Origin of the sequence: Micromonospora vinacea, from assembly GCF_015751785.1 — a bacterium.
In the GTDB taxonomy this organism is placed as follows: Bacteria; Actinomycetota; Actinomycetes; order Mycobacteriales; family Micromonosporaceae; genus Micromonospora; species Micromonospora vinacea.
On the sequence record NZ_JADOTY010000001.1, the window covers coordinates 6,697,554 to 6,723,707 of the forward strand.

General features: G+C 70.7%; 15 protein-coding genes and 1 pseudogene. 7 read left to right on the forward strand and 9 right to left on the reverse strand.

Translation table 11 applies throughout. The annotated features are described in order from the left end of the window. Window positions 1-384 precede the first annotated feature (384 nt). Window positions 385-4,242 carry a Pls/PosA family non-ribosomal peptide synthetase gene (locus tag IW249_RS31270; RefSeq protein WP_372433053.1) on the forward strand — a complete coding sequence of 1,286 codons (3,858 nt, stop codon included), beginning with the start codon at window positions 385-387 and terminating at the stop codon, window positions 4,240-4,242. Then, window positions 4,239-5,579 (forward strand): M1 family metallopeptidase, encoded by a 1,341-nt coding sequence (locus tag IW249_RS31275; RefSeq protein ID WP_196925037.1) that lies wholly within the window; start codon window positions 4,239-4,241, stop codon window positions 5,577-5,579. The genes IW249_RS31270 and IW249_RS31275 overlap by 4 nt, the downstream gene beginning before the upstream one ends. Before the next feature lie 101 nt (window positions 5,580-5,680). On the opposite strand, the gene IW249_RS31280 is transcribed toward IW249_RS31275, so the two are convergent. After that, window positions 5,681-6,889 (reverse strand): CehA/McbA family metallohydrolase, encoded by a 1,209-nt coding sequence (locus tag IW249_RS31280; protein WP_196924080.1) that lies wholly within the window; start codon window positions 6,887-6,889, stop codon window positions 5,681-5,683. Between the two features lie 322 nt (window positions 6,890-7,211). Here IW249_RS31280 and IW249_RS31285 point away from each other — a divergent pair, with 322 nt between their 5' ends. Beyond that, the gene (locus tag IW249_RS31285) at window positions 7,212-7,568 is read left to right on the forward strand and encodes an STAS domain-containing protein (RefSeq protein WP_196924081.1); all 357 of its coding nucleotides are present in this window, start codon (window positions 7,212-7,214) and stop codon (window positions 7,566-7,568) included. A gap of 28 nt (window positions 7,569-7,596) precedes the next feature. Here IW249_RS31285 and IW249_RS31290 read toward each other — a convergent pair whose 3' ends face one another. Then, window positions 7,597-9,435 (reverse strand): NAD-binding protein, encoded by a 1,839-nt coding sequence (locus tag IW249_RS31290; protein WP_196924082.1) that lies wholly within the window; start codon window positions 9,433-9,435, stop codon window positions 7,597-7,599. 241 nt (window positions 9,436-9,676) lie between these two features. Here IW249_RS31290 and IW249_RS31295 point away from each other — a divergent pair, with 241 nt between their 5' ends. Then, window positions 9,677-13,039 carry an FG-GAP-like repeat-containing protein gene (locus IW249_RS31295; RefSeq protein WP_196924083.1) on the forward strand — a complete coding sequence of 1,121 codons (3,363 nt, stop codon included), beginning with the start codon at window positions 9,677-9,679 and terminating at the stop codon, window positions 13,037-13,039. Between the two features lie 89 nt (window positions 13,040-13,128). Here the strand turns inward: IW249_RS31295 and IW249_RS31300 are convergent, their stop codons facing one another. Genes IW249_RS31300 through IW249_RS31315 form a run of 4 tightly spaced genes read right to left on the reverse strand, consistent with a single transcriptional unit; the run spans window position 13,129 to window position 21,045 of the window. Further along, entirely contained in the window at window positions 13,129-13,911 is a 783-nt protein-coding gene (locus tag IW249_RS31300) for a hypothetical protein (RefSeq protein WP_196924084.1), read from the reverse strand. Continuing rightward, window positions 13,908-15,191, reverse strand: a complete 1,284-nt coding sequence (locus IW249_RS31305; protein ID WP_196924085.1) for a CHAT domain-containing protein — start codon at window positions 15,189-15,191, stop codon at window positions 13,908-13,910. The genes IW249_RS31300 and IW249_RS31305 overlap by 4 nt, the downstream gene beginning before the upstream one ends. After that, window positions 15,163-18,543 carry an NB-ARC domain-containing protein gene (locus IW249_RS31310; RefSeq protein WP_196924086.1) on the reverse strand — a complete coding sequence of 1,127 codons (3,381 nt, stop codon included), beginning with the start codon at window positions 18,541-18,543 and terminating at the stop codon, window positions 15,163-15,165. Before IW249_RS31310 ends, IW249_RS31305 begins: the two co-directional genes overlap by 29 nt. Before the next feature lie 33 nt (window positions 18,544-18,576). After that, window positions 18,577-21,045, reverse strand: a complete 2,469-nt coding sequence (locus tag IW249_RS31315; protein ID WP_196924087.1) for an AAA family ATPase — start codon at window positions 21,043-21,045, stop codon at window positions 18,577-18,579. A 442-nt stretch (window positions 21,046-21,487) separates the two neighbouring features. On the opposite strand from IW249_RS31315, the gene IW249_RS31320 reads away from it, so the two are divergent. The 3 genes and pseudogenes from IW249_RS31320 to IW249_RS35375 form a co-directional block, all read left to right on the forward strand. Beyond that, window positions 21,488-22,027 carry an RNA 2'-phosphotransferase gene (locus IW249_RS31320; RefSeq protein WP_196924088.1) on the forward strand — a complete coding sequence of 180 codons (540 nt, stop codon included), beginning with the start codon at window positions 21,488-21,490 and terminating at the stop codon, window positions 22,025-22,027. A 76-nt stretch (window positions 22,028-22,103) separates the two neighbouring features. Then, window positions 22,104-22,961 (forward strand): PhzF family phenazine biosynthesis protein, encoded by an 858-nt coding sequence (locus IW249_RS31325; RefSeq protein ID WP_196924089.1) that lies wholly within the window; start codon window positions 22,104-22,106, stop codon window positions 22,959-22,961. A gap of 289 nt (window positions 22,962-23,250) precedes the next feature. Further along, window positions 23,251-23,353, forward strand: a pseudogene (locus IW249_RS35375) (IS5/IS1182 family transposase); the annotation flags it as partial. A gap of 132 nt (window positions 23,354-23,485) precedes the next feature. Here the strand turns inward: IW249_RS35375 and IW249_RS31330 are convergent. The 3 genes from IW249_RS31330 to IW249_RS31340 are packed head-to-tail and all read right to left on the reverse strand — an operon-like array spanning window position 23,486 to window position 26,084. Then, window positions 23,486-24,046, reverse strand: coding sequence for a GerMN domain-containing protein (locus tag IW249_RS31330; protein ID WP_196924090.1), 561 nt, complete (start codon window positions 24,044-24,046; stop codon window positions 23,486-23,488). Further along, window positions 24,043-25,398, reverse strand: a complete 1,356-nt coding sequence (locus tag IW249_RS31335; RefSeq protein WP_196924091.1) for a sensor histidine kinase — start codon at window positions 25,396-25,398, stop codon at window positions 24,043-24,045. The genes IW249_RS31330 and IW249_RS31335 overlap by 4 nt, the downstream gene beginning before the upstream one ends. Next, window positions 25,395-26,084, reverse strand: a complete 690-nt coding sequence (locus IW249_RS31340; RefSeq protein WP_196924092.1) for a response regulator transcription factor — start codon at window positions 26,082-26,084, stop codon at window positions 25,395-25,397. The genes IW249_RS31335 and IW249_RS31340 overlap by 4 nt, the downstream gene beginning before the upstream one ends. Window positions 26,085-26,154 lie beyond the last annotated feature (70 nt).

Below are 26,154 nucleotides of genomic sequence, written 5' to 3' on the forward strand. Positions count from 1 at the left end.
CGATGACTCACACCCAGTTGCGATGAACTGTGCGTGAACTCGACCACGCAGGAGTGGGGCCGTGGCCGCGCAGGGTAGGAGGAGTCCCATGACCGACGGCCAGGCCGCCGACACGGCCTGAGCAGAGACACGAGTGTGATCGGCCGGCGGCACGTCGCGCCGTTCGACGTTTCCGCAACGGGTCCCTGTGGTGGTGGACACGAAGCCGTCTTTTGCCCGTGCTTCCGGCCCGATGCGACGTAGCGTTGAGGGCTGCCCAGGGCGGGTCCGCATGCCGCGCGCCTGGTTGACGCCGATCCGCAAGACGAAAATGGTGAACGTCGGGTGCCCTTGACGAGTGAACCCCAGGTGGTCGCGCTACCGCCGTCAGCTGCCGCACCGACGATTCCTGCGGTGTTCCGATCCGCATCGGCCCCGGCCCGCCGCACGCTTGTCGACATTCTCGACGACTCCGTGCGCGCGCACGCCGACGCAGTTGCGCTCGACAGCGGTGCCACCACCTTGACGTACCGCGACCTGGCCAACGAGGTCGAGGCCGTCCGGAGGTCGCTCTCCGGGCACGGCATCGGTGTCGGCGACCGCGTGGGAGTTCGGATTTCATCCGGTACGGCCGAGCTGTACCTGGCGATCCTCGGCGTTCTCGCGGCGGGCGCCGCCTACGTGCCGGTCGACGCGGACGATCCCGCGGAACGCGCCGAGCTCGTGTTCGCCGAGGCGGGGGTCGTCGCGGTCCTCGGCGACGGGCTGACGGTGTCGCTGCGTCGTACCCCCGCAGGTCGGACCGGCCGGCCCAGCCCCGACGACGACGCCTGGATCATCTTCACCTCTGGCTCGACGGGCACCCCGAAAGGTGTGGCGGTCAGCCACGGCGCGGCGGCGGCTTTCGTGGACGCCGAGGCGCGGTTGTTCCTCGCCGATGAGGCCAGCGAGGCAATCGGCCAGCAGGACCGGGTCCTGGCCGGGCTGTCGGTGGCGTTCGACGCGTCCTGTGAGGAGATGTGGCTTGCGTGGCGGCACGGCGCGTGCCTGGTGCCGGCCGCGCGGTCACTCGTCCGCAGCGGCGTCGACCTCGGTCCGTGGTTGGCCGAGCAGCGCATCTCGGTGGTGTCGACGGTGCCGACGCTCGCTGCGCTGTGGCCGGTCGAAGCGCTGGAGGAGGTCCGGCTGCTGATCTTCGGCGGGGAGGCCTGCCCGCCGGAGCTCGCGCAGCGCCTGGCCGTCGAGGGTCGCGAGGTCTGGAACACGTACGGACCGACCGAGGCGACGGTGGTCGCGTGCGCCGCGCGGATGACCGGCGAGGGACCGGTGCGCATCGGGTTGCCGCTGGCCGGGTGGGAGCTCGCCGTGGTCGACGCGTCCGGCGCTCCGGCGGCGATGGGTGAGACCGGCGAACTGGTCATCGGCGGGGTGGGACTGGCCCGCTATCTGGATCCGGGCAAGGACGCCGAGAAGTTTGCGGCGCTGCCCGCGCTCGGCTGGCAGCGGGCGTACCGCAGCGGTGACATCGTCCGGGCGGAGCCCGAAGGGCTCCTGTTCGTCGGCCGCGGTGATGAACAGGTCAAGCTCGGCGGACGCCGGATCGAGCTGGGCGAAATCGACGCCGCACTCCAGGCGCTACCCAACGTCGCCGGCGCCGCCGCGGCGGTGCAGCGCACCGCCGCGGGCAGCCAACTGCTGGTGGGGTACGTGGTTCCGCACGACGAGGTCACGTTCGATGCCGCGACGGCGGCGCTGCGGATCCGTGAGCAGCTGCCGGCCGCGCTCGTGCCGCTGCTGGCCGTGGTGGAGGCACTGCCGACCCGGACGTCCGGCAAGGTGGATCGGTCCGCGCTGCCCTGGCCGCTGGCGACCCCGCAGGACACCGCGGGTGAGCTGACCGCGACGGAGGACTGGCTCGCTGGCGGTTGGGCGGAGATCCTGGGCGTACGCCCCACGGAGGCGGACGCGGACTTCTTCACCCATGGCGGCGGCAGCCTGAACGCTGCGCAACTGGTGGCATGGATTCGGCGCCGGCACCCGCGCGTCTCGGTGGCCGACATCTACCTCCACCCGAAACTGTCGCGGCTCGCGGCCGTGCTCGACGCGCTCGACAGCTCGGCGGCGACGCGCCGTGAGGTCCGGCCGACGCCGAGGCGCGCCGGGCTGATCCAGGCGGCGATGATGGTGCCGATGGTGGCGTTGGTCGGGCTGCGCTGGCTGACCGTCCTGGCTGCCCTCGGCAACGTTTTCGCCCTGCTCGCTCCGGCACCGTGGGCACCGGTCGTGTCCTGGTGGTGGGTGGCACTGGGCTGGCTCCTGCTGTTCAGCCCGCTGGGCCGGATCGCCCTGGCCGCCGGAGGAGCGCGACTGCTGCTGCGCGGGGTGCGCCCCGGCAGCTACCCGCGCGGTGGCGGCGTGCACCTGCGGCTGTGGGCGGCCGAACGCCTCGCCGAGCTGACCGGCGCCACCAGCGTCGCCGGAGCATCCTGGATGATCACCTACGCCAGGGCCCTCGGCGCGCAGATCGGGGCCGACGTCGACCTGCACTCCGCGCCGCCGGTAACCGGCCTGCTGAAGCTCGGCCGCGGCGCGGCGATCGAGCCGGAGGTCGATCTGTCCGGCCACTGGGTCGACGGCGACGTCGTCCGCATCGGCAGGGTCCGCGTCGGTGCCGACGCCCGGGTCGGATCCCGCAGCACCCTGATGCCCGGCGCTCGGATCGGTAAGGGCGCCCGCGTCGGCGCGGGCTCGACGGTGGCCGGCGCCGTACCGGCCAACCAACACTGGGCCGGCTCACCGGCCGCAGCCGCAGTTGTCAAGGGTTCGGACGGGTGGCCCGGGCAGCGTCCCCCTCGATCGCGCACGGGTGCACGCCTCTGGCCGCTCGCGTACGGGATCACCGCCCAATTGCTGGGGCTGGTCCCGGTCGTGGCGGCCCTGCCGGCGCTCGCCCTGCTCGGCTGGACGCTCACCGTCCGACCGACGGTCGGCGCGGTGCTGGCCGCCGTCGCGGCGGCGACCGTCGCCTACGTCGCGGGCTATGCGCTGCTGGTGCTCGGGGCGGTCCGAGCGCTCAGCGTCGGCCTTCGCGCCGGACACCACCCGGTGCAGGGGCGGGTGGCGTGGCAGGCCTGGACGACCGAGCGGCTGATGGGGATGGCCCGGGTCGGGTTGTTCCCTCTCTACGCCAGTCTCTTCACGCCGGTGTGGTTGCGGCTGCTGGGCGCCAAGGTGGGACGCGGGGTGGAGGCCTCCACCGTGCTCGCGCTGCCGGCGATGACCACGGTCGCCGACGGGGCCTTCCTGGCCGACGACACCATGGTCGCGACGTACGAGCTGAGCCACGGGTGGCTGCGTGTCGCCCCGGCTCGCATCGGTAAGCAGGCATTCCTCGGCAACTCAGGAATGGCGGCGCCCGGGCGTTCGGTGCCCAAGCGCGGGCTTGTCGGGGTGTTGTCGTCGGCGCCGTTCAAGGCGAAGAAGGGCTCGTCGTGGCTCGGCGCGCCGCCGATGCCGCTGCGCCGGACGGTGGAAGCCGCCGATACCAGCCGCACCTTCGACCCGCCTTTCCGGCTGAAGCTGGCCCGCGCCGCGATCGAGCTGTGCCGAATCGTTCCGGTGATGTGCGCCGGCGCCCTGGCGGTCGGCGTCCTGGCCGCACTCGCTCTCGTCTGGCGGGCCGCCGGGTGGTGGGCGGCCGCGCTCGGCGCCGGGCCGGTGCTGCTGGGTGCGGCGATCGTCGCCGCCGCCCTCGCGACGGCCGCGAAGTGGCTGCTGGTCGGGCGCTTGCGGGTCACCGAGCGCGCGCTGTGGACCTCCTTCGTGTGGCGCAACGAGCTCGCGGACACGTTCGTCGAGGTCCTTGCCGCACCGTGGCTGGTCCGCTTCGCGACCGGCACGCCACTACTGACGGCGTGGCTGCGCACGCTCGGTGCGAAGATCGGCCGGGGCGTGTGGCTGGAGACCTACTGGCTGCCCGAGTACGACCTGGTGCGCCTCGGCGATGGCGCGACGGTGAACCGCGGTTGTGTGGTGCAGACCCACCTGTTCCATGATCGTGTGATGAGTATGGACGAGGTGACAATGGGCGCGGGTGCCGCGCTGGGCCCGCACGGCATCGTTCTGCCGGGCGCGAGCATCGGCGCGCGGACCACCGTTGGGCCCGGTTCGCTGGTGACCCGCGGCGACGCCGTACCCTGCGACAGCCGGTGGTGGGGCAATCCGATCACCACCTGGCCGGCGCCAGCGGCACGGTCGGCATGAATCCGAAGGTGTCGGCGTCGAGCGGCGCAACGCCCGGCGCCGGCCGCTCCGGCGACTCCTACCTGCCCGAGCACGGCAACGGCGGCTACCGGGTGCTGCACTACGACCTGGACCTCGACTACCGGGTCGTGTCGAACCGCCTCGGCGGCCGGGCGGACATCACCGCGGTGGCCGTCCAGTCGCTGTCCCGATTCACTCTCGATCTCGGTCGGCTCCGCGTCCAGGACGTCCGGGTGGACGGCCGCCCGGCGAAGTACCTGCACCGCCCGGACAAACTGCAGATCAAACCCGAGCGGCCGATCGGCGCCAACGACACCTTCCGGGTGGAGATCCGGTACGCGGGAAAGCCGGTGCCCATCTCCGGCCGCTGGGGCGAACTCGGGTGGGAGGAACTCACCGACGGGGTACTTGTGGCAAGCCAGCCGAACGGATCACCGTCCTGGTTCCCCTGCGATGACCAGCCCGGCGCCAAGGCCACCTTCCGGGTGGCAGTCACGACTCCCTCCCCGTACACAGTTCTGGTGACCGGTGATCCCGTGCTCCAGCGGCGGGGCGCGAGCGGCACCACCTGGGTGTACGAACGGCGCGAGCCCACCTCGCCATACCTGATGAGCGTCCAGATCGGACGCTACGAGATGGTTGATCTGGCTGTCGGTGCGGTGGCGCAGCGCGCGGCGATCCCGCCTGCGTTGCGCAGGAACGTCGCCCACGACTTCGGCCGACATGGTGAGATCATGTCGGCGCTGCAGCGGCTCTTCGGGCCGTACCCCTTCCGGGAGTACGTCGTCGTCGTCACCGACGACGACCTCGACGATCCGGTCGAAGCGCAGGGCATGGCGGTCTTCGGGCGAAACCACGTCGACGGGCGGCGCACGCACGAGCGGCTGATCGTGCACGAACTGGCCCACCAGTGGTTCGGCAACAGCCTCACCGTGGCGGACTGGCGGCACATCTGGCTCAACGAGGGCTTCGCCACGTACGCCGAGTGGCTGTGGTCCGGCGTCTGCGGTGAGATGTCAACAGACGCTCTCGCCGCGCAGTGGTACGCGTGGGTCGCGGCTCGCCCGCGCCACGTCGTCGTCGCGGACCCCGGCGTCGACCGGATGTTCGACCCGCTGGTCTACAAGCGTGGCGCGCTGACGGTGCACGCCCTGCGGAAGAGGGTCGGCGACGAGACGTTCTTCACGCTCCTGCGAGCCTGGGTCGCCGAGCACCCACACGCGACGGTGACGACCGAGCAGTTCCGTCTGCACGCCCAACGCTTCGCCCGCGAGCCCCTGGACGGTCTGTTCGGTGCCTGGCTCGACAGCCCGACGTTGCCCCCGCTACCTCGCTGAGCACATGACACGACCATGACGCGAGACCGAATGCCGGTCCCGGAACGACCGCCGCAGCCACCTGCGGCCGGCACGCCGTTCCGGGACCGGCACCTCGGAGGTCAGGGCCGGAGCCACCAGGGGCTGGTGTAGGCCACCGCGAAGTCGTTACACGGGTGACCGGCTGGGCCGGGGGTGCCGTTGGGCAGGGACGGGTCGGAGATCCGGAGTACCACCCAGTCGCCGTCGGCGACGTTGAGCGGCACGGTGAAGTCCGTGACCTGACCGTTGACGGTGTCAATGACGTCGACGACGGTCGGCGCCGAGGTGCCGGGGCGGAGGACCTGGATCCGCAGGGGCTTGCCGTCCCAGGCCGCGCCGCGGTCGAGGTCCAGCAGGAACCGGACGTCGCCGGAGGTCACGTTCAGGACCCCGCCCATGCGTACGCCATTGGCGGTGGCGTCCACCCGCAGCCCGGAGACGCGCGTGGCGAAGGAACGACGGGCGGCCATCGCCTCGAACACCGCCGCGCGGGTGTTCTCGGCGACCCACAGGCCGCTGCGTCCCTTACCTTCGTGGAAGCCCCAGGTGGTGCCGTGCTCGTCGGTGACACCGGTCAGCGCCGGCCGCCAACCGGCGTTCAGGCACGCCACCAGCGGTGACGTCATACCCGACGACCAGCCTTCGAAGAGGAAGTCGTCGGTCCGGTTGAACATCTCCAGCCCCGCGAGCTGATCGCGGGCCGAGGCGTTGAAGGAGAAGTTGTTGAACCGGCCCGCCTCACGACCGGGGTGATTGAAGCTCGCCAGCCCCCCGGGCCGGCCGGTGAGCCAGTTGTACAGGCTGCCGGGGCTGCCGGCCCGCAACAGGTCGGCGAAGTCGGAGGTGTTCCAGACGTTGATGTGCCCCTGCAACGGATGCGACCACTCGAACCCGCGGATCGCGGTGAACTGACCGGGATCGTTGGCCGCGTTGGCCAGGTCGCCGGTGGTCCGCCACTCCGACGAGCTGAGCCCTTCGATGGAGAAGAGCGTCGCATGATCGGTCAGCGCGGCGACGTCCAGGCCGGCCTCGCGCATCGAGGCGAACGCGGCCTCGGCACTGCCGTCGCCGTCCGACATCACCGTGTGGTTGTGCATGTCCGTGTGGACCAACATCGTGCCCTGGGTGATCCGAGATGTCCGGCCGGCACCGGTCGGGGCGCCGGCCATCGTCGTGTTGGCCGCCCGGGCCGAGGTCGGTAGCGCGGCCAGCATCAGCGTCCCGCCGGCACCGGCCAGAAGCGCCCGTCGGCCGAAGCCTGCGGGGACCTCGACCTGGCCGTACGGCACGCCGTCGTCGGATCCATGATCGTGATGGCAGTGATGCGGGTGATGTCCAGTCATGAATACATAGGCGTTGATGGAGCTGGCTGAGACGTCACACCCAGTCGTCGGTCAGGCGAACAGTGCGGTACGCCTCGTTCTGCATCGGCCGAAGCATGGATGGGAGTGGAGAGCGGCCGGCAAGCGCGTGCTCTTTGACGCTTATTGCCGGCCGTTCGGTTCGACCGTCTGGTCGCCTGGTCCAGCACGTCGGTGAACGCTCGACGGTGTCCCGCGAAAGGCTCTAACCTAACGGCTCGGAAAACGGCGGGGAACGGAAGGTAACGCGATGAGCGACGTGACGGTCGACGTCGACACCACCACCGACGGCACCCTGGTCATCCAACCGCATGGCACGCTGCACGCCGAGGATGCCGTCGAGCTACGCCAGACCCTCGTGCGAGTCCTTCGACGGATCCGCCCACTGCGGCTGGTCCTCGACCTCCATGACCTGGACGACCTGGACGGGATCAACCTCGGCACCCTCGCTACAGCCTGTCAGCTCGGCGACGATCACCAGGTCGTCGTCTTTCTCGACCACTCCTCCCCATCCATCGCCGAACGCCTCGCCGCCGCCGGTGTCCCCAGACACCGCCTTCGGCATATCGGTGTCCCGTTTCAAGCCGGCCCGACTGGAAACCCTTGAAGCCGGCTATCAGCATGAACAACCCCGTTCACTCACCGTCGCGCGGTGCTGGCGCAAGCAGCCGCAAGGGCGCGACATCGGCCAGTGGTTCAGCGTCGGGGCTGGGTACGGTTCGGGGCAGCAGCGCGGCGAGACCGGCGCGTGTGGCCAGCACGATCAGCCGGTCGGTGCGGACCAGTGGCCGACGTTCCGGCAGCGACCAGATGGTCTGTCCCGTCCGACCGGTCCGCACCGCGATCACCCACACTGCGCCCGGCTGGTTGACGTCGTGGCAGTACCGCCCCTCGAGTTCGGACCCGGCGCCGACGGGGAACTCGGCCACCAGCAACACCCGGCGGCCGACCGAGATGGTGTCGATGACCTGCTGGCCCATCATGGCGGCTGCGAACGCCGGCGCTGCCAGGGATGAGACGCTACGTGACTCGTCAATGTTCAAAATGCGCTGCGTGCGCTCCGCAAAGCCGTCGTCGAACAGCCGTAACACCACCCGCAATGGGGGCCTGACTGCTGCCGACCGCGCTCGGTCCGCCTCATGCGAGGCCCGCCCGGACAGGGCGGTCTCGAGGTTGGTGACATCGTCGTCGGTCAACACCACCAGCGCCCGGCTGGTGTGTACGGACGCGGCCCGCAGTGTCTCGGGGCGGGTCGCGTCGCCGACGATCACCGGCAGACCCAGCTCACGGGCGACACCGATGCCTCGGGCCGACTCGGTGCGGTCGACGGCGACCACTGAGACGCCGGCGGAATGCAGTTCCTCCAGGACTCTGGTGCCGATGTTGCCGAGTCCCACCAGTACGACGTGGTTGTCGATCGGCTCGATCATGCCGCCAGCGGCGACCGTCAGCCGGGCGCGCACCAGCGAGTCGACCACCAGGGCCGTGACGGTGGGAAGTAGCGCCATCCCGGTGCTCACCAGGACCACTGCGGTCACCTTTTCGATGAGCGGTGCGGCGGAGTCGACGTCGGCGGCTCCCATCGCTGTCAGCAGCGTCAGGTAGACGGCTTGCGCGAGGTTCACGCCGCGGGTGTACGCCAGCAGGACGCTGGCCGCGGCGAGTAACGCCGCCGTGCCGATCAAGGCCAGTCGCAGATTACGGCTGAACACCAAGCCGAGGGCCCGAAGCAGGCGCGGCCTTCGACGCGGCGGGTCCGTTCGGGGCCGCCCGTATGCGCGGACAAGTACCAGGTCTGCCGAGTCCTGGTCCGCTGGAAGGACGACCGGCTCCGTGCCGGTCGTGTCGGCCAAGCCGCAAACCACCTCCGCACCGGCCGGGTCAACGGCGCCGCGCATCGCGCTCCGCAGAAGCTCACCGTCGGGCATCCGCAGGTACGTCGGCGTGGCGTCCCCGAGCGTGGCGGCAACGAACGCCGGTGCGGCAATCTCGGATCCGGAGAGTACGGCGCAGTCCCCGAGCATCGCGGCCACGCCCTCGCCGAGCACCGGGTTGAACAGCCGGACCACGAGCCGAACATCGGGAGCCAGTTCCCTGGTGATCATGGCGGCATCCACATTGGTCACGTCGTCGACACCGACGAACGCCACGGCCGCAGCCTCCCGGACCCCAGCCTGATCGAGCACTTCCCCGGTCAGGCGGCGGGCCATGACGATCTCTGGCTGCCCCTCCGCCACGTTGAATTCCAAGGCGAGGTCAGCAAAGTCGGGTGCCTGGTGGTCACTCAACGCTGGTAGGACCACGGTGACCGCGACACCGTAGCGGTCTATTAGTTCAGTGACCAGACGGCGAGCCACCGCACCGTCCCCACAGACGACAAACCGCTGCCGTGCCGGCTCCGCGGTGGAGCCCTGTCTGGTGTCTTCGGACACAGGCGAATGGTAAACGACGAGGCTCAGGGTGGCGGCGACCATGAGGTGTCGGGCTCAGCCGATCTTCCAGCCCGTCTGGGATCGGGCATTTCCCCAGCTATTGGCGTCTACCACTTGCTTGTGTGGAATTACTCATTCGCTGACGACTCTCTCCTGTTTACACGGTCGCCAATTCACGGTCATCCGGAATCGGAAGGATTATGACCTGGAGTGCCTCGCGCCTCTCCGGGGACTCAGCGCTGCGGGCCCGGTCGGAAGAACGTCGGGAAGGACGTACCCCGCCTTGAGCCCTTCGAAGACAGTCCCTCACCGGAGGTCGGCGCACGGCGGTCGCACCAGGACGGTCGCCGCGATCCTCGCCGCCGTCCTGGTCTCGGCCGGGTTGGTCGCGACGCCCGCAGGGGCCGCGGACGCTTACACACAGGTGTACGAGTTCAGCTATCCCGCGAACGAGGAGCCCCTGATCGAGGAGGGGTTGAACGAGAACTACGACGCCCAGTACTACGACAGCGACCAGGGCTTCCTGATCGAACACAACGACGACCTGTTCAAGCGGGGCGTTCTGTGCGAGGGCGACATCAAGCAGCTCAGCGCGGAGGAACTGGGCGAGTGCCTGGTGCGCAAGGTGTACGACGTGCCGACGTCGAACGACGCGCCGGACGACTTCAGGATCGAGCTACGGCCAGGCGAGAACCGGGTCGCGGTGACGATCCACGACGACAAGCCCCCGTCGGCCAACGGGGAGACGTGGGCGCACTTCGGCTTCACGGCCGGCATCACCGTGGCGACGCTCCTGATCCGCAGCGCGTGCCTGAGCGGCGCCCTCAACCGGCAGGTCGACGCCGGCAACACGGTGATGAAGGGATTGTGCGTCGGGATCGCCGAGTTCCTCAGCAACTTCCTCCTGAAGGCGGTGCAGAGCCACTACGACGGCACCTTGGGTGACGGGCACACGTGGGGGGCGAACACCCTCGCCGCGGCCGTCGCCGGCAAGTTCGCCTTCCTGTGGGAGCACCCCCTGCAGGGCGCGATCGTGAGGGACGGCGGAACGTTCTGGACGAACGTCGCGAATGTACTCAACGCCGTGTGGGCGGGGCTCTCCAGGGCCTGCGTCGTCTGCGGAGGGGTCTTCGGCGCCGCCTACCAGGGCCTGTCCGCCGCGATCTCGACGACGTTCCGGGCGATCCTCCCGCGCGGGGAGACGGCCCTGCGGGTGATGCCGCTCGGTGACTCGATCACGTACGGCGTCGGTGTTTCCGACCCGGAGGGCACCGGATACCGAGCCCGGCTCTGGAGCGGCTTGTCCGACGCGCCGGTGCTCGACTTCGTCGGCTCGATGAACTCGGGGACCCTGCCCGATCGGAACCACGAGGGCCACCCGTGGTGGCGGATCGCGGATATCGACCGGCAGGTCGACTGCGTGATTCCGAGGTACCGCCCCAATGTCGTGCTGCTGCACATCGGCACCAACGACATGCAGTTCAACGATGCGGTCGACGACGCCCCTGCCCGGCTGGAAGGGCTGATCGGCAAGATCGTCAGACTGGCTCCCGAGACCACGGTGCTGGTCGCGAAGCTCGTTCCGGCGTTCAACACCGGCGCCAACAACAACGTCCAGAGGTACAACGCGGCGATTCCCGGCGTCGTCGACCGGTTCAGGGCGGCCGGCAAGCGCGTACGCCTGGTCGACATGGGCGCGGTGACCCGGGCCGACCTGACCGACACCGTGCACCCGAACGCCGAGGGCTACCGCAAGATGGCCGACGCCTTCCTCGGCGCCGTCCGGAGCGCCCGCGCCGAGAACCTCATCGAGGACCCGGTCGGCGCAAGCCCGGTCGCGTGCGGGGGCGAGGTCAGCAAGGTTCCGGACTCCGTCTCCGGCGACACCTCCGCGCAGGGTGAGGGCTGGCGCTGGCAGGGCGTCGTCGCGTCGGGCGTCGGCGCGAACCGGGACCGCGTGCAGTTCGCCGACGTCGACGGCGACGGGCTCGACGACTACCTCGTCCTCGACGACCAGGCCCGGGTCAAGGCGTGGACGAACGCGCACACCCTCGGTGGAGGGTTCGGTTGGCGTGGCCGCGACACCATCGCGACCGGCGTCGGCGCGGTCCCGGAGAACGTGCGGTTCGCCGACGTCGACGGCGACGGGCTCGACGACTACCTCGTCGTGGACGGCACGGGCCGGGTGTCGGCCTGGATCAACCAGTTCACTCCCGGAACCGGATTCGGCTGGGACTACGCCGGGGTCATCGCCACCGGCGTCGGCGCGACCCGCGACCAGATCCGCTTCGCCGATTTCACCGGCGACGGCCTCGACGACTACCTCGTCGTCGACGACAGCGGCCGGATCACCGCCTACTCCAACGAGTTCCACCCGGGCGGCGCGTACGGATGGTCGTCACTGGGCCTGGTGGCCGCCGGCGTCGGCGCTGCCCGGGACCGGGTCCGCTTCGCCGACCTCAACGGCGACGCCCGCGACGACTACCTCGTCGTGCACGACGAGGGTCACGTGAAGGTATGGCTGAACACGGTTCCCAGGTTCGTCGTGCAGGCCCCGGGCCACCCGACGCCCCGCATCGAGTGGCAGAACCACGGCCAGACCCTGACCGCGACGGCCGCGAACCGGGACCAGGTGGGCTTCGCCGACCTCAACGGCGACGGCAAGGACGACTACCTCCTCGTCGACTCCACCGGAAAGGCCGTCGGCGCGCTCAACGACCGGTACGGCCAGCCGGACACCTGGGACTGGCAGGGTGTCGTCGGCCAGAACCCCAACGCCGACACCACCAGCGGCATGGTCGATCTGACCGGCGACGGCCGGGCCGACTGGGTCGCGATCCGGGCGGACGGCACCGTCGCCGCCTGGATCAACCGGCTGACCCAGGGTGGCGGCTACGGCTGGGACTACGCCGGACAGATCACCGCCGGCGTCACCCCCGGACGGGAGCGGGTCAGGTTCGCCGACGTCGACGGCGACGGCAAGGACGACTACCTCGTCATCGACGACGTCGGCGGCGTCAAGGCGTGGATCAACAATTACGCCCCGGACCGTGGGTTCGTCTGGGACTACGCCGGAGTCATCGCCGCCGGCGTCGGCGCGGCGAAGGAACGCGTGCGCTTCGCCGACATGAACGGCGACCGCAAGGACGACTACGTCGTCGTCGACGACGCCGGCGAGGTCAGGGCGTGGTTGAACAAGCGCTCCGCCTCCGGGTACGGCTGGGACTACGTCGGGCAGATCTCACCCGGCGTCGGCGCGGCCCGCGACCAGGTCCACCTGACCGACCTCAACGGTGACCTGCGCGCCGACTACCTCGTCGTCGACGCCGCAGGACGGGTCTACGTCTGGATCAACGCATACAAAGAATCACGCTTCGGCTGGAGGTTCGACGGGCTGGTCGCGTCGGGGGTCGGCGTCTCCGGCGGCCGGGTTCGGTTCGCCGACCTCAACGGGGACCGCAGGGCCGACTACCTCATCGAGGATCCAGGCGGGCAGATTCGCGCGTGGACGTTCAACGGCTACTACGTGATCCAGAAGGCGCCGGACGAGCCCATGTCCGGCACCCCGACCACGTCTGACGTCGATATCGACCTCGACCCCTGCGTACTGGTCCTCAACCTCAATCGGGGCCCCTGCGACACGTAATGCGCCCACCCCGCGTCGGTAGCGGTGGGTGGGATCCGGCTTCCACCCACCGCTGCCCCGAACCCGCCGGCGGAATCGGCGTCGGCGGACTACCGGTCGTCGGTCGGTACGTCCTCGAGGTGCTCGATCTCGACGACATGTGGGTCCAGGCCGTCGACCGGCAACTCCTCGTGGATCTGGTCGCCCCTGTCGGTCATCGAGGTCTTCGACGACCACCAGGGATCCCGTACGCAGCGGCCCCGCCACAGCAGGGTCGTCTCGGTGGGGCTGACGAAGTAGCCGGCCAGGCCCCGCCGGGTACCGAGGGCGATCCCCGCGCCGGCGGCGGCCAGCGGCTGGCCGGCGGCGGCCGCCGTCACGCCGAGGTCGACGAAGGCCTCGCCGTCGGAGCTGCCCGAGACGACCGTGATCGCCGGCCCGCCGCGGGCCACCTCGCTCACCAGCACCCAGCCGCGCTCCCACTTCCCGGCCCGGTGCCGGGCGAGGATCCGCCGGTCGACGTCGGCGAGATTGGCCAGGCTCTGGACGGTCACCTCGTCGGCCTTCAGGACGAACGCGCCGGCCCGGGAGAACCGGATCCGCAGCCCGGCGTTGCCCTGGGCGATGCCGCTGACCGTGGGGTCGCCGTCGGCCGCCAGCCAGGTACTCACCTGGGCGCCGTCGTGCGAGGCGTAGTCGTAGCCGGTCGGAACGCCGGGAAGGTCCGGCGTGAAGGGGATGCCGAGTGCGTCCAGGGTGGTGTGCTTCACCCAACCCCCGTCGTCGAAGACACCGACGTCGCCGAGTTCCATGCGGGCCCCGGGCAGCCAGACCGGCAGCCGGTCGAACCGACCCCGGGTCTCGTGCCAGAGACTGGTCAGCAGGCTGGTCATCGGGCGCCTCCGTCGGCGGGGCCGGCGTACGTGGGAACCGGCTCGATCCGCAGGCCCGCGTACGCGTGGATGGAATACAGCAGTCCGAGCGGGTTGCCGCGGTCCTGCAGCAGCCGCCACTTCGCCTCGTGCAGTGCCTGCCCTACGTCGTGCCGCTCGACGAGTAGGTTCAGGTAGAACCACTTCGAGATCTCGGCGGCGATCCGGTCCGGCACGTTCGCGATGGTGCCGATGATGCCTCGGTTGCGGTTGTGCCGGAACGGCTTGTGCAACGACGCCGCGCTCGTCGGGTCCATCGCCACGGTGCCGCAGCCGTTCAGGAACACCAACGGCATGTCCGGTCGCGGCCCCGGTCGGGCGGCCATCACCTCGGCGGCCCAGATCCGCATCATCTCCTCGACGAGTTCCTCCAGCGGTACCACCAGCTTGCGGCCCTGCTCGTCGGAGAGGTGGTAGGCATACCTGGTGCTGTCGCCGTCGGCGGCCTGGCAGTGACAGGAGAAGTGGACCACCTGGTCGAGCGGGCCGTCCCGGTTGTGGTCAAGCCCCAGCGCCGGGTCACAGAGCTGCTGCGCCAGCGTCGGTGCCGCCGGGTCGTCGCTGTCTTTCGGGTACGGCCCCCTCAGCAGGAACAGGGCATCCTTGCCCCGGAAGAAGCCCACCTCCTGCTGCACTCCCGGGAAACTGGCGTCGTACACCATCCGGATCGGGAGTCCGTCCCAGCCGTTCAGGGAGGTGGAATCGGGCAGGTGGTCCGGGTCGCGGCGTTCGACGACAGCCGCGAAGCCAGGGAAGGCCAGCGCGGCCCGTTCCAACTCTGCCTGGTTGCCGGCCCGCACCGTGGACGTCGGCGCGAACAACGGCAACAACTCCCAGGGGAAGTACTGGTTCGTCTCGGCGATGGCGTGGATCAACGGGGTACGGGTCTGCCGGCTCTGCCAGGTCGGGCAGGCCGCCTGCAGGAACAGCGACAACCGGGGGAAGTCCCGTTGCGGGTCGTGTAGCACGTCGAAGAGAAATATCCGCCCGGCAGCCGCGAGGTTGCCGAGCGCCTCGCCCGCAGCGCCGGTCGCCTCCGGCCAGCGCTGCCGGCAACTCGCCGCTACCCGACCGACTCGCTTCCCGAGCTTGGCGCAATGTTCGCGCACGACATCCGCGTCGACCAGTTGGATGTCAGTCGGCGCCGGGCCGCGGGCGGCCGTGAGTCGCAGGCAGATGCCCTTGTCGTTGACCGTGGTCCGGGCCGTCACATCAGGAGAGCGGAACAGTGGCAGGTCCACCCGCGCCCTCCCCTCCGGTTACCGCCACCAGCAGGATCGGCAGTGACTGAACAAGCCGACCTGACGACAGCACCGTTATCCGCAGTTCGTTCTCACCGGGTACGTCGATCCGCAGGGTGCTGTCCAAGCGGGCCAGTCCGCCGTCGACCCGGCAGGTGGTACGCAGTTCCGGGTCGGACACGTCGACGAACGGGGCGTCGACCAACAGGGTGAGGTCGACGTCGTCGGCCCGGACGCCGGTGCTGACGGCGAGCGGGCGCCAGACCTGCGGGCCGGCCAGGGCGGGCCGCCGCCCCGGCTCGTCCGCGAAGGCCCGTTGCCCGGTCGCTACGAGCACCGTGAGGTGGCACAGCTCGCCGACCGGGATGCGCCACGTCGGTGGCAGGTCCTCGTCGTGGGCCGGTTCGGCGCCGGTCAGCCCGGCGCCGAGCGCACCGCGGAACGCGACCGGTTCGGCCGGGGTGAGCGTCTGCCGGAGCTCATCCTGCACCCGGTCGACCACCTGGCTGCTCAGCCGGGCCGCCAGGCGATCGGTGACAGCCGGCGACAAGCTGACCGGACCGCCGCCCATCGGCATCGGACCGCGCCCCGGCCATCCGTCGACCGGTACGACCACCGGCAGCCCGACGCCGGGCGCCTCGGTCCCGGCCGGGGCGACCTCCTCCAGCAGGCCGAGCACCGCGCGCAGCCCGGCCCAGTCCTTCAGCTCGCCGAACGCCATGGCGGCGTCCATCAACAGCTGCCGTCCGCCGGTCCGATCCCCGGCGCGCAGCCGGATCTCGCCCTTGACCCGGGTCAGCCGCGCGGTGAGCGGAGCCAGCACCTCGGGTTTCTCGCCCGATCCCTGCACCGCGGCCAGCTCGCCCTCGGCGGCGTGCGCGACGTGGTCCGCCTCCACCGGCCGGCCCATTGCCAGGAGCGCCCGGGCCAGCAGGCACTGGGTCCGCACCGTCCCGAGCGGGTTGCCCATCTGGCGGAAGGTCAGCAACGCGTGGGCGGCTCGCCGGACCGCGGTCGCGGCGAGTTCCGGGTCGCGACCGCCGCCGGGCCTGTCCTCGTACTGGTCGAGCGCGAGACGTGCGGTCCGGTACCGCACGTTCGCGACCCGGCGCAGGTCCCCGTCGACCAGCCGGGCGGCCTGACCGAGGTAGTCACCGGCGGACTGCCAGTCCCCCCGTCGGCGACCCGCCTCGGCCAGGGAGAGGTAGATCCGGTAGCGGGTGGCGTCGGAAAGCCCGGGGTCGAGCAGTTCGTCGTAGACGGCCTCCGCCGTGTCGACGTGGTGCGCCTCGGCGAACAGGATCCGGATCAGTCGCTGCTCCGGGCCGTCCCCTATGGTCTCCGCCCGGGCGAGCGCATCCTCCAGCTTCTCGACCGCGCGTTGGTACGCGGCGGCCTGCAGGAATCCCTCACCCATCTTCCGCAGGGCGATCGCGATCCGACGCTCGGCCTCCTCGCGCGCCGCCGACCGGTCCCCGAGCAGCAGGTGCGACAACGCGATCGCCCGGTCCAGGCCTTGCTCGGCGTCCCGGTACCGTTCGACGGCCACCAGGAAGGTGCCCTTGGCGAGCAGCACGTCCACCTGGGCGAGGACGTTGCCGTCGCGCTCGGCGGCGCGGGCCGCCTGGCCGTACGCCGCCAGGGTCGCGGCGGAGGTCACTCCCTCGGCGACACAGCCGTCAAGCCAGGCGCCGACCCGCCAGCGCAACTGCGTGCCGAAACCGGTGTGCGGCAGGGTCGCGGTGTCGTCCATCACCCGCAGCAGGTTGGGGTACTCGGCCCGGACCCAGGCCTCGGGATGGTCGGCGATCCGCTGCGGGAACTTCGAATCCGGCGCGAGCCAGTCCATCGGCCCGTCGTACGCGAAGTCGTCGTGCAGGACGGTGAGGACCGCGCTGACCACCTGGACGTAGGCGGCGGTGAGCTGGTCCAGCGCCCACTCCCGCTGGTGGGCCGGAATCCGGGCGGCCTGCGCGCCGGCGAACAGCCGGACCAGCGGGTGGAGCCGGTACCGGGCCACCTCGGACACCTCGTCCATGCCGAGGTCTTCCAGCAGTTGGGCCGCGGACAGCCGGTCGACCAGGGCCTCCACCTCGGCCGGCGGCAGGTCCATCAGCGGACCCAGCACCCACGGCACGAAGGTGGGCGACGGAATCAGCGCGAGCATGGCCAGCGCCCGCTGTTCCTTCGGCAGCAGCCGGCCGTACTCGGTCTGAAGGTGAGCCCGCAGCGACCGGCCGGGGCGGTCCAACCAGCCGAGCCGGGACCGGGGCTCGCGCAGCAGCCCGGCGATCTGGCAGATGTCCGCGCCGTCGTTGGAGACCCGCTCGGCGGCGGCCCGGACGGCGAGCGGGAGCCGTCCGCACAACGAGACGATCTCGGCGGCACATTCCGGCCGGACGCTCTCGGCGGTCCGGGAGACGGCCCGGAAGATGGCCAGCGCCTCGTCGTCGTCCGGCAGGCCCAACGCGTACGACGGTTCGGCCAGCGGATCGGACCAGGTCATGCCGCGTCGACAGGTGATGATCACGGCGGCGGCGGAGTCGCTCGGCAGTACGTGCCGGACCTGGTCGGCGTTGCGGGCGGCGTCCAGGATGAACAGGATCTTCTTCTTCGCCGTCAGCGAGCGGAAGACCATCGCCCGGCCGACCGCGGTGTCGGGCATGTCGGTCCAGCCCAGCGCCAGCAGGAGCTCGTTGAGGATCTCCATCGGTGTGCGGGCGGCGCCACCGGTGCCGAGGTTCACGAACAGTTGCCCGTGCGGGTAGCGGCGGGCGAGCCGCCGGGCCAACTCGTCGGCCAAGGCGGTCTTGCCGACCCCCGGCATGCCGTGCAGGAGCAGGATCACCGGGCCGGCGGCTCCGCGTCGGTCCGCCGGCCGCCGTCCGCCGCGCCGGAAGATCGACCTTACGCCGCCGGCGCGGGCCGCCCGTTGCTGGTCGTGCAGTTCCTGCAGGTCGGCCAGTTCACGCTCGCGGCCTCGGAAGAGCTCGTCCCGGGGCGGCAGGGTGGGCACCACCTGGTTGCGCCACCAGCCCAGCCATTGGGTGAACCGGAAGCGCGGCTCCGTCCGGCCCCGGTGCGGTCGGGCCAGCTTGGCGCGCTTGCTCTTGCGGGCGGCCGGCTGGTCCACCAGCGACTGTTCGTAACTGGCCTCCGGCGACTCGACCAGGATCACCGCTGCCGCGCCAAGCGTGCCGATCGCCAGCAGCGCCGCCAATTGCAGATCGGTGGGGATCTTGTCGTAGACGGTGCCGAGCACGCTGGCCAGCACTGTCACCGCAGCGGCGATCAGGAGCCGGAACCGCCTGAGGCGTCGGCGTAGCCGCCGGATCGACCAGCGTAACGACAAGGAAGCCATCCCATCTGGGCCGGGTGGAGCGCATCAGATTCCCGCTCGGGTGCCGGCCGGGTCGGTCGGCTGCCGACCGACCGCGGTGATCCACTCCCGGACACCCGGCAACGGTCTCAGCGGTTGGACAGGCAGTGAGGACTCCACCTCCCACAGCAGCCGGCCGGCCCGCCGCACGCCCTGTTCGTCGCCGAGCTTCGAGAACGCCTGTTCGGCGGCGGAGAGCAGGTCGACCGCTTCCTGGCCGCGCCCGGCCCGGTGGTACGCCACCGCCAGCCAGGTCGCCGACTCCGCCTCGATCCAGCGGTCCCCGCAGCGGCGGAGCGTCCCGTGACACTCCTCCAGCTCCGGGGTGGCCCCGCTGAGGTTTCCGTCGGCGAGGTGCGCCCGGCCGAGGGCGAGTCGCGCGTTTCCGCTGCCATAGCGGTGCCGCAACGTGGTGAACCCTTCCAACGCCGCGGAGCTGAACTCGCGGCTCTGGTCGTACTTGCCAAGGTCGAGCAGGGTCAGGGCGCGGTGCAGCCGGATCCACGGCCGGCGCAGCCGCTGCCAGCCTTCGGGGTCACCGGTGAGCCGCTCGGCATCGGCGAGGGTGGTGGCCGCCGCCGCCGGGTCCCCGCACTCCCGCAATACCTGCGCGTACGCCAGCAGCACGGCGGGAAGTTGCCGCGCGCCGGACTGTCCCCCGCCCGCACACAGCCGTTGAGCCTGGTCGAAGTACCCCTTGGCCGTTTCCAGGTCCTTGCGCGGCGCCTGCAGAGCGGTCAACTCGCGGAGTACCCGGATGTGCTCGTCGCGGTCGTCGGCGTTCTGGACGCTGCGCTCGGCGGCGAGCAGGTCCGCCTCGGCCTGCGGCAGTTGGCGTAACCGCCGGCGCAGGCTGCCGGTCACCCGCAGTGCCCGGGCCAGCGTGCGCGGCGACTGGCTGCCGCGTTCTCCGGCGTCTTCGGCGCCGGTCATGGCCTCGTCGATCCAGCCGAGTTCGGCGTTGACCTCGGCCAGCGCGGCGAGGGTGAGACCTTCCTCGGTGGCGAACGCCAGCGCCCCGGAGTCGCTGTTCGACAGCGCGGCGGCGCGTTCCCGGCAGAGTGCGAGTGACTCCCGGGCGGAGTTCAGGGCGTCGTCGAGTTGACCCCGTTCCAGGAACGCGAAGACCGTACTGCGCAGGTATTCGTCGGCGTTGCGTTCGTTGCGTCGGCGCCGTCCCTCGGTGAGTTCCCGCCGGGCGCGCTGCTGCTCCGGGCTCGTCAGGTGGCTGCCGAGATGGGTGGCGGCGTAGGCGTGGACGTAGACCGGCACCCGGAAGGTCAGCAGCCCGGAGTGGTCGTCCACCCGCCGTTCCACGAACCGGGCGGAGGCGAGGCGGTCGAGGAATCGGCCGGCGACGTTTTCGGGCATGGTGCGCTCGGTGAAGGCGCCGTTGAACAGCATCGCCAGCATCCACCGCTCCACCCGGCGCCGGTCGGTCAGGCCGAGCAGGACCAGCGCCTCCCGCTCCTCGCGGGTGAGCAGGGCGAAGGCCAGGTCGAGGATGCCGGAGAAGGCGACGACCTTCTTTCGTTGCAGATCGGTGGCCATGTCCCGCATGCGCCGGACGGCGATCTCCAGGGTCCAGTTCTTGCGTACCGCGAGCACCGCCCCGGCCATCTGGATCGCCACCGGATAGCCGGCCGCGGCGGCCACGATCTGCTTCGCCTCTTCCGGTTCGGCGCCGATCCGGTCGCCCCCGACCAGCCGGTCGAGCAGGGCGGTGGCGGCGTCGTTCCGCAGCGGCTCCAGCGCCACCGGGAACTGTCCGGGGAACCCGGGGACCGCAGCGCGGGCGGTGACCATGGTGAGGCACCCGGGGCCGGCCGGCAACAGTGGTCGGATCTGGTCCGGGTCGCCGATGTTGTCGAGGATGACCAGCACCCGCCGGCGCCGCGTCCGGTCCCGGTACCAGCGGCCGAGATCCGCGCGCTCCGGCATGTCCTCCCGTGGCCCACGTAGGGCCCGCACGAACGTCTCCAACCGGTCCTCGGTCAACTGGTCGTCGGAGCTGTCGAACCGGAGCATCAACTGCCCGTCGGGATACTGGTCCGACACCAGGTGGGCCATCCTGATCGCCAACGCGGTCTTCCCGACCCCGGGTTCGCCGTGGATGACGATCAGCGCGTCGCCGTCCCGGTCGGGCCGGGCAAGGTGGTCACACATCTCATCCAACTCGCGGTCCCGGCCGGCGAGCAGGCCGGGCGGCGGGGGCAGTTCGGCGGGCACGATCCGCTGCCGTCGCGAGCTGCCGGAGGCCAGGTCCAGACCGCCGGGCACGACCGCCATCGCGGGCGCCGCCGCACGGCGGCGACGGATCAGCGTCTGGACTATCCGCGCGACGAACGCACCGACGACGAAGGCCACGACGAACGCGGCGGCCGGGTAGAGATAGTTGTACGTCAAAGTGGTGGCGCTGGGAAAGCCGAACGGTAGCTCGAACGGGATGGAGCGTGCCGCGTCAACCGATCGCATCGCCACTCCTCTGTCGAGTCACTACATCATGCCGCTCCAAGGCAAACCAAAGCCAGGCCGCTGGTCCCTTCGGGATCGATGGTGGTCGCCGGGGACGAGGCACGTAGGTCCTATTGAGGAGCCACTGTGGCCCTTACGGCCGATGCCCTATTGCGGAAAAGATCCGCCAGCCCCGGGCTGATTTCGGGGTCCCGCCGACCCCTGGTCAGCCGATCGGCCGCCGGTGGAAGTGCCGCCATTTGCGTTACGTCCCTGTTCCGCGGATTCGTGGCGGAGCAGTATGGCCCCGGCCGTCGAAGGTCCGCGAGCCGCAGGTCGATCCGGTCCTTTGTGGTGTGAGGCACCGGCTTGCCGCCGCCGAGCACGAGCGGGTGTACGCCCCCCACCGGTGTCGCCGGAAAACCTCTCGATTCGAGCGACGCGGACCGACCACAATGCCACTATGGAACGCGAGCGACTGGTGAAGTTGAGCAAACGGATGTCGAAGGCGCTCCGGCACGATCCCGAGCGGGCCGGCCTGGTGCTCGACCCAGCTGGCTGGACCCCCGTCGACGCCCTGCTCGCCGCCCTACGGATCGAGCGGGCCGAGCTGGACGCGGTCGTCGCCGGCAACGACAAGCAGCGGTTCGCTGTCGAGCGCGGCACCGACGGGGTGTTGCGGATCCGGGCCAACCAGGGCCACTCGGTCCCGGTGGACCTCGGGCTGCCCCCGGTGTCCCCACCGGACCGGCTCTATCACGGCACCAGCGCCGGTGCGCTTGAGTCGATCCGGGCCACCGGCCTGCACCGCGGCGGCCGTCACCACGTCCATCTCTCCGCCGACACCGAGACCGCCCACCGGGTCGGCGCCCGGCGGGCCGGTCGGGTCGTGCTCCTCACCATCGACGCGGCGGCGATGGCCGCCGCCGGGCACGTGTTCCACCGCAGCGCCAACGGCGTCTGGCTCACCGACGCGGTCCCGGCCGGCTATCTGCTCGAGTGAGCCCTGACCTTGTTGTATGGATCGGCGTCGCTGTCGCTCCGAGGGCTTGCCGTGTCGCCGACGTCACGGCCGCCTGATGGCCGGCCCGCCAGTGGTGGTGGTGAACGCCTGTACCCGCTACGGGAGAGGCGGTAGCCCCACCACAGTCGTGATCGACGATGCCATGCTCATCGACGACGAACGGCACGCGATCGCCCGTAGGGCCGGCACCTCCCACACCGCGTTCATCGACACCAGCACAGCGGATCCACCCAGGGTGCGGTTCTTCACCAGCGCCGGGGAACTCACGAACTGCGGGCATGGCATCATCGCCGCGCAGGCCGTGCTGCTGGACCGCAGCGGCGCCACTGAGCACCACGGCCGCCAGTGCACCGGAGGCCGCACCTTCGCCACGACCGCCATCCGGCGCCACGACGGCATCGAGGTCTGGTTCGACCAAGGCGTCATCGCCCTACCGGACGACGCTGACGCGACCGGCGGTGGCATCATCGCGGCCCTCGGCCTGGAACGAGCGGACATCGCCGCCGACGTACGGGTCGCCTCGCCCGGCATGCCACGACTCCTCGTCCCCGTCCGGGATCGCCGGACGCTGCTGTCCATGCAGCCCGACTTCGACCGGCTGGCAACCGAGTGTCGGCGACTCGGGTATCTCGGCTGCTTCACCTACGCGCTGTCGCCGACCGCGAGAACGGGCGCCGCCCGGATGTTCGCCCCAGCGATCGGCGTCGACGAGGACATCGCGAACGCCAACAGTGTCGGCTGCCTCGCCGCCCACCTGCTCGACACCTCCGGCAACGGCGCAATCGAAATCCACCAGGGTGACAGGTTCCAAAGCCCATCATCGGTCTTCGCCAGCGCGACATACACCGCAGACGGCATCGTCGCCAGAATCAGCGGATCGGTTGACCTCGGCCCGCCCATCGATCTCGGCTGACACCGGGTATACGTTCCCGGGCACGGGAAGCAGCGACGTGAGGATGACACATCGGTGGGCTGCCGGGGCTTTGCCTATTGGAACTGGAGTTGTGCGAGCCGTCGCTGAACCTGCCGTTCACCGGCCACCGGCCGACGCGTTTCGCGGAAGCCATCGCCGGGCGGCTGGGATCAGCGCTCGATGAGCAGCGGTGCGAGCCGGCGGATGGCGTCGTCGACGTCGGAGGCCGACGGTGCGGCGACATAGCTGAGCCGGACATGGCGGAGGCTGTTGCCGGTGGCGGAGAAGTTTCCGGCAGGTAGTGCCGGTCACGGTCGTACGCCGGCCGCAGGGCAGCGGCCGACGCCGCGCGGACGACCGGCAGGTGCTGGCGGCCATCGTGCACGTCGCCCGTCAGGCCCAGGTGTGGGCCAACCTCGGTTCTGCCTGGTCGCTGAACCTTCGGCGGGGGCGAGTTGCTCGCACACGGCTTCGACGCGGTTCTGCGCGACGGTCCGGCCAATGGTCTGCGGGACCAGGGCGGCTCACCGTGGGGTGATCAGTGGGGCGTAGTCAGTTCGGCTGAGCGGCTGTTCGGACAGTGAACCGTCGGCGCGGGGCACGCCCAACGGCCTGCCGTCGCGCAGGAACGCCACGCTGGTGACGTCATCGCGGCTGGTGAGGGTGCAGACAATCTGCCCGAAGGCGAGGACCTCGTCGCTGCGCCCGGCGTCATCGCCGGGTTCGTCGACCGTGACGCCCGCCTGGGTACCGGTCACTGTCGCACCGGCGGCGTTGACCGCACCCGGCAGTGCGCTGGTCAGGTCGGTGTCACGTTCGGCCTCGGTGGGCCCGGCGAGCAGGTGCCGCAGGTGGTCCTCGATGGTGGGTGGGCGGTCCACGCGCCGGAGCACCGGGACGATCCGGTTGTCGCGGACCAGGCAGACGGTCTCGGTGGCCGGGCCGACCGGTGCGGTCTCGGCGGGGGCGGAGGTCGGGAACGGCCCGCGCGGCGGTTGCACGACGCGGGGTGCGTTGTCGGTGGGGATGCCACAACCGGTCAGCAGCCCGACGAGCCCCACGGCGAGAAATCGGCGGCGGTTCACGTCAGGCTCTCCGGCAGCGTGACGCGGAAGCGGGCGCCCCCGCCGGGGCGGTCGGTGACCGTAACGCGTCCGCCGTGTGCGGCGGCGTGCTGGGCGACCAGTGCCAGGCCGAGTCCGGTGCCGTCGCCGGCACCCCGGGTGTTGGCGGCCCGCCCTCGGACGAAACGGTCGAAGATCACCTCTCGGTCCTCGACAGGCACACCCGGGCCGTCGTCCTGGACCTCGATGACGCCCACGCTGCCGTCGCGATCGAGCAGAACACACGTCGGCCCACCGCCGTAGGTGACGGCGTTGTCCAACAGGTTCGCCAGCACCTGCGCGACACGCCGCGGCTCGACCAACCACGTCGCGGACACCTCCGGTGCGAGGCGGACGATCGACGCTGGCAGATCCAGGGCATGGCAGGCGTCCCTGGCCAGCGCCACGACGTCCACGGGAGCCCGGTGGGCGGGCTGGTCGCTGCGGGCCAGGTCGATCAGGTCGTTGACGAGCCGCTGAAAGCGGTCGATCTCGTCGGCGACCAGGCCCGCCGCGATCGCCGTTCGCTCGTCCTGCTGTTCTCGACGACGGGCCAGGACGCTGGCTGCGGCGGCGAGGGTCTGCAACGGGGAGCGCAGCTCGTGGCTGACGTCGGCGGCGAAACGTCGGTCGCGCTCGATGCGGTGGGCGAGGCGGTCGACCATCTGGTTGAACGAGGAGGACAGGCGGGTCAGGTCAGGGTCGCTGGCCGTGTCGAGGCGTGCGGTGAAATCACCGCCGGCGATCTTCTCGGCAGCATCAGCGACAGCCGTCAGTGGGCGCAGCCCGTGCCGGGTGGCGTACCAGCCGAGGGCCGCGCCGGATCCGGCGACCATGATCGCGACGGTGGTCAGCGCGAGCGCCAGGACCTGAAAAGTCTGTTCCAGCTCCCGCAGCGAGTTGACCTCGAAGTACGTCGCTGTCGCGGAGAGGGGAACGCCGACGACCAGGGCGGATTGTCCGTCAACGCGGACCCGCTGCACCGCTGGCTTCCCGGACGCCACGAGACGTCGTAAATCGACGGGGATGGCGGCAGTGGGGCCGGGATCCGCAGTGCGGGCGTACCACTCGCCGTTGAGGTGTAGCACCGGGCGGCGGCCACCTCCGGTGTCCAGCGACCGGAGCACCTGTACGACGTCGGGGGTGTCGGTGTCGATCCCGGCACGGACGACTGTCGCGTCGAAGTACGCCGCGCGCAGAGCCGCACGTTCCCGCTCGTCGATCAGGGAGCGGCGGGTCAACTCGTACGAGACCAGGGCCATCGACGCGGCGAGCAGGAGGGCCCCGACGGCGAATGCGGCGGTGACCCGGGTACGCAGTCCGAGGCGTCTCATCGCTGCAACTTGTAACCGAGACCCCGCAGGGTGACCAGATGGCGCGGGTTCGCCGGATCCGGCTCGATCTTCTGCCGCAGTCGGCCCACATGCACGTCGACGAGCCGTTCGTCGCCGCTGTCGTACCCCCAGACCCGTTCCAGCAGTTGCTGGCGGGACAGCACCCGGCCGGCGTGCTCTGCCAACTCGCACAGCAGCCGGAACTCCGTGCGGGTGACCGGTACGGGTTGGCCGGCTCGGCGCACCTCTCCCCCGTCAGGGCTGATCTCCAGTTCGCCGACGACGAGCACGGGCACCGGCGCCGGCGTGTGCCCCGCGACGCCGCTACGGGCCCGGCGGCGCAGGGCGCGCAGCCGAGCGGCCAGTTCCTTGATCGCCACCGGCTTGACGACGTAGTCGTCAGCGCCGGCTTCGAGGGCGGCGACAATGTCGCGGGTGTCGTCCCGGGCACTGACCACCACGATCGGGACGTCGTCGTCACGGCGCAGCTGCCGAATACATTCGAAGCCGTCGAGACCGGGCAGCATCAGGTCGACCAGCACGTAGTCGGCGGGGTCGCGGCGCTGCGCACGCAGCCCCTCCTCGGCCGTCGCCGCGCCCACCGCGTCGTAACCCTCGTCCTCCAGTGCGAGCAACAACGCCAAGCGGATGCGGTCGTCGTCCTCGATCACCAGTACGGCCGTCATACCCGGCATCATCCCCAGCCGACCGGCTCGGTGGCCAACCGTGGCGTCCGGTTGGCCGATTTGTCACGGA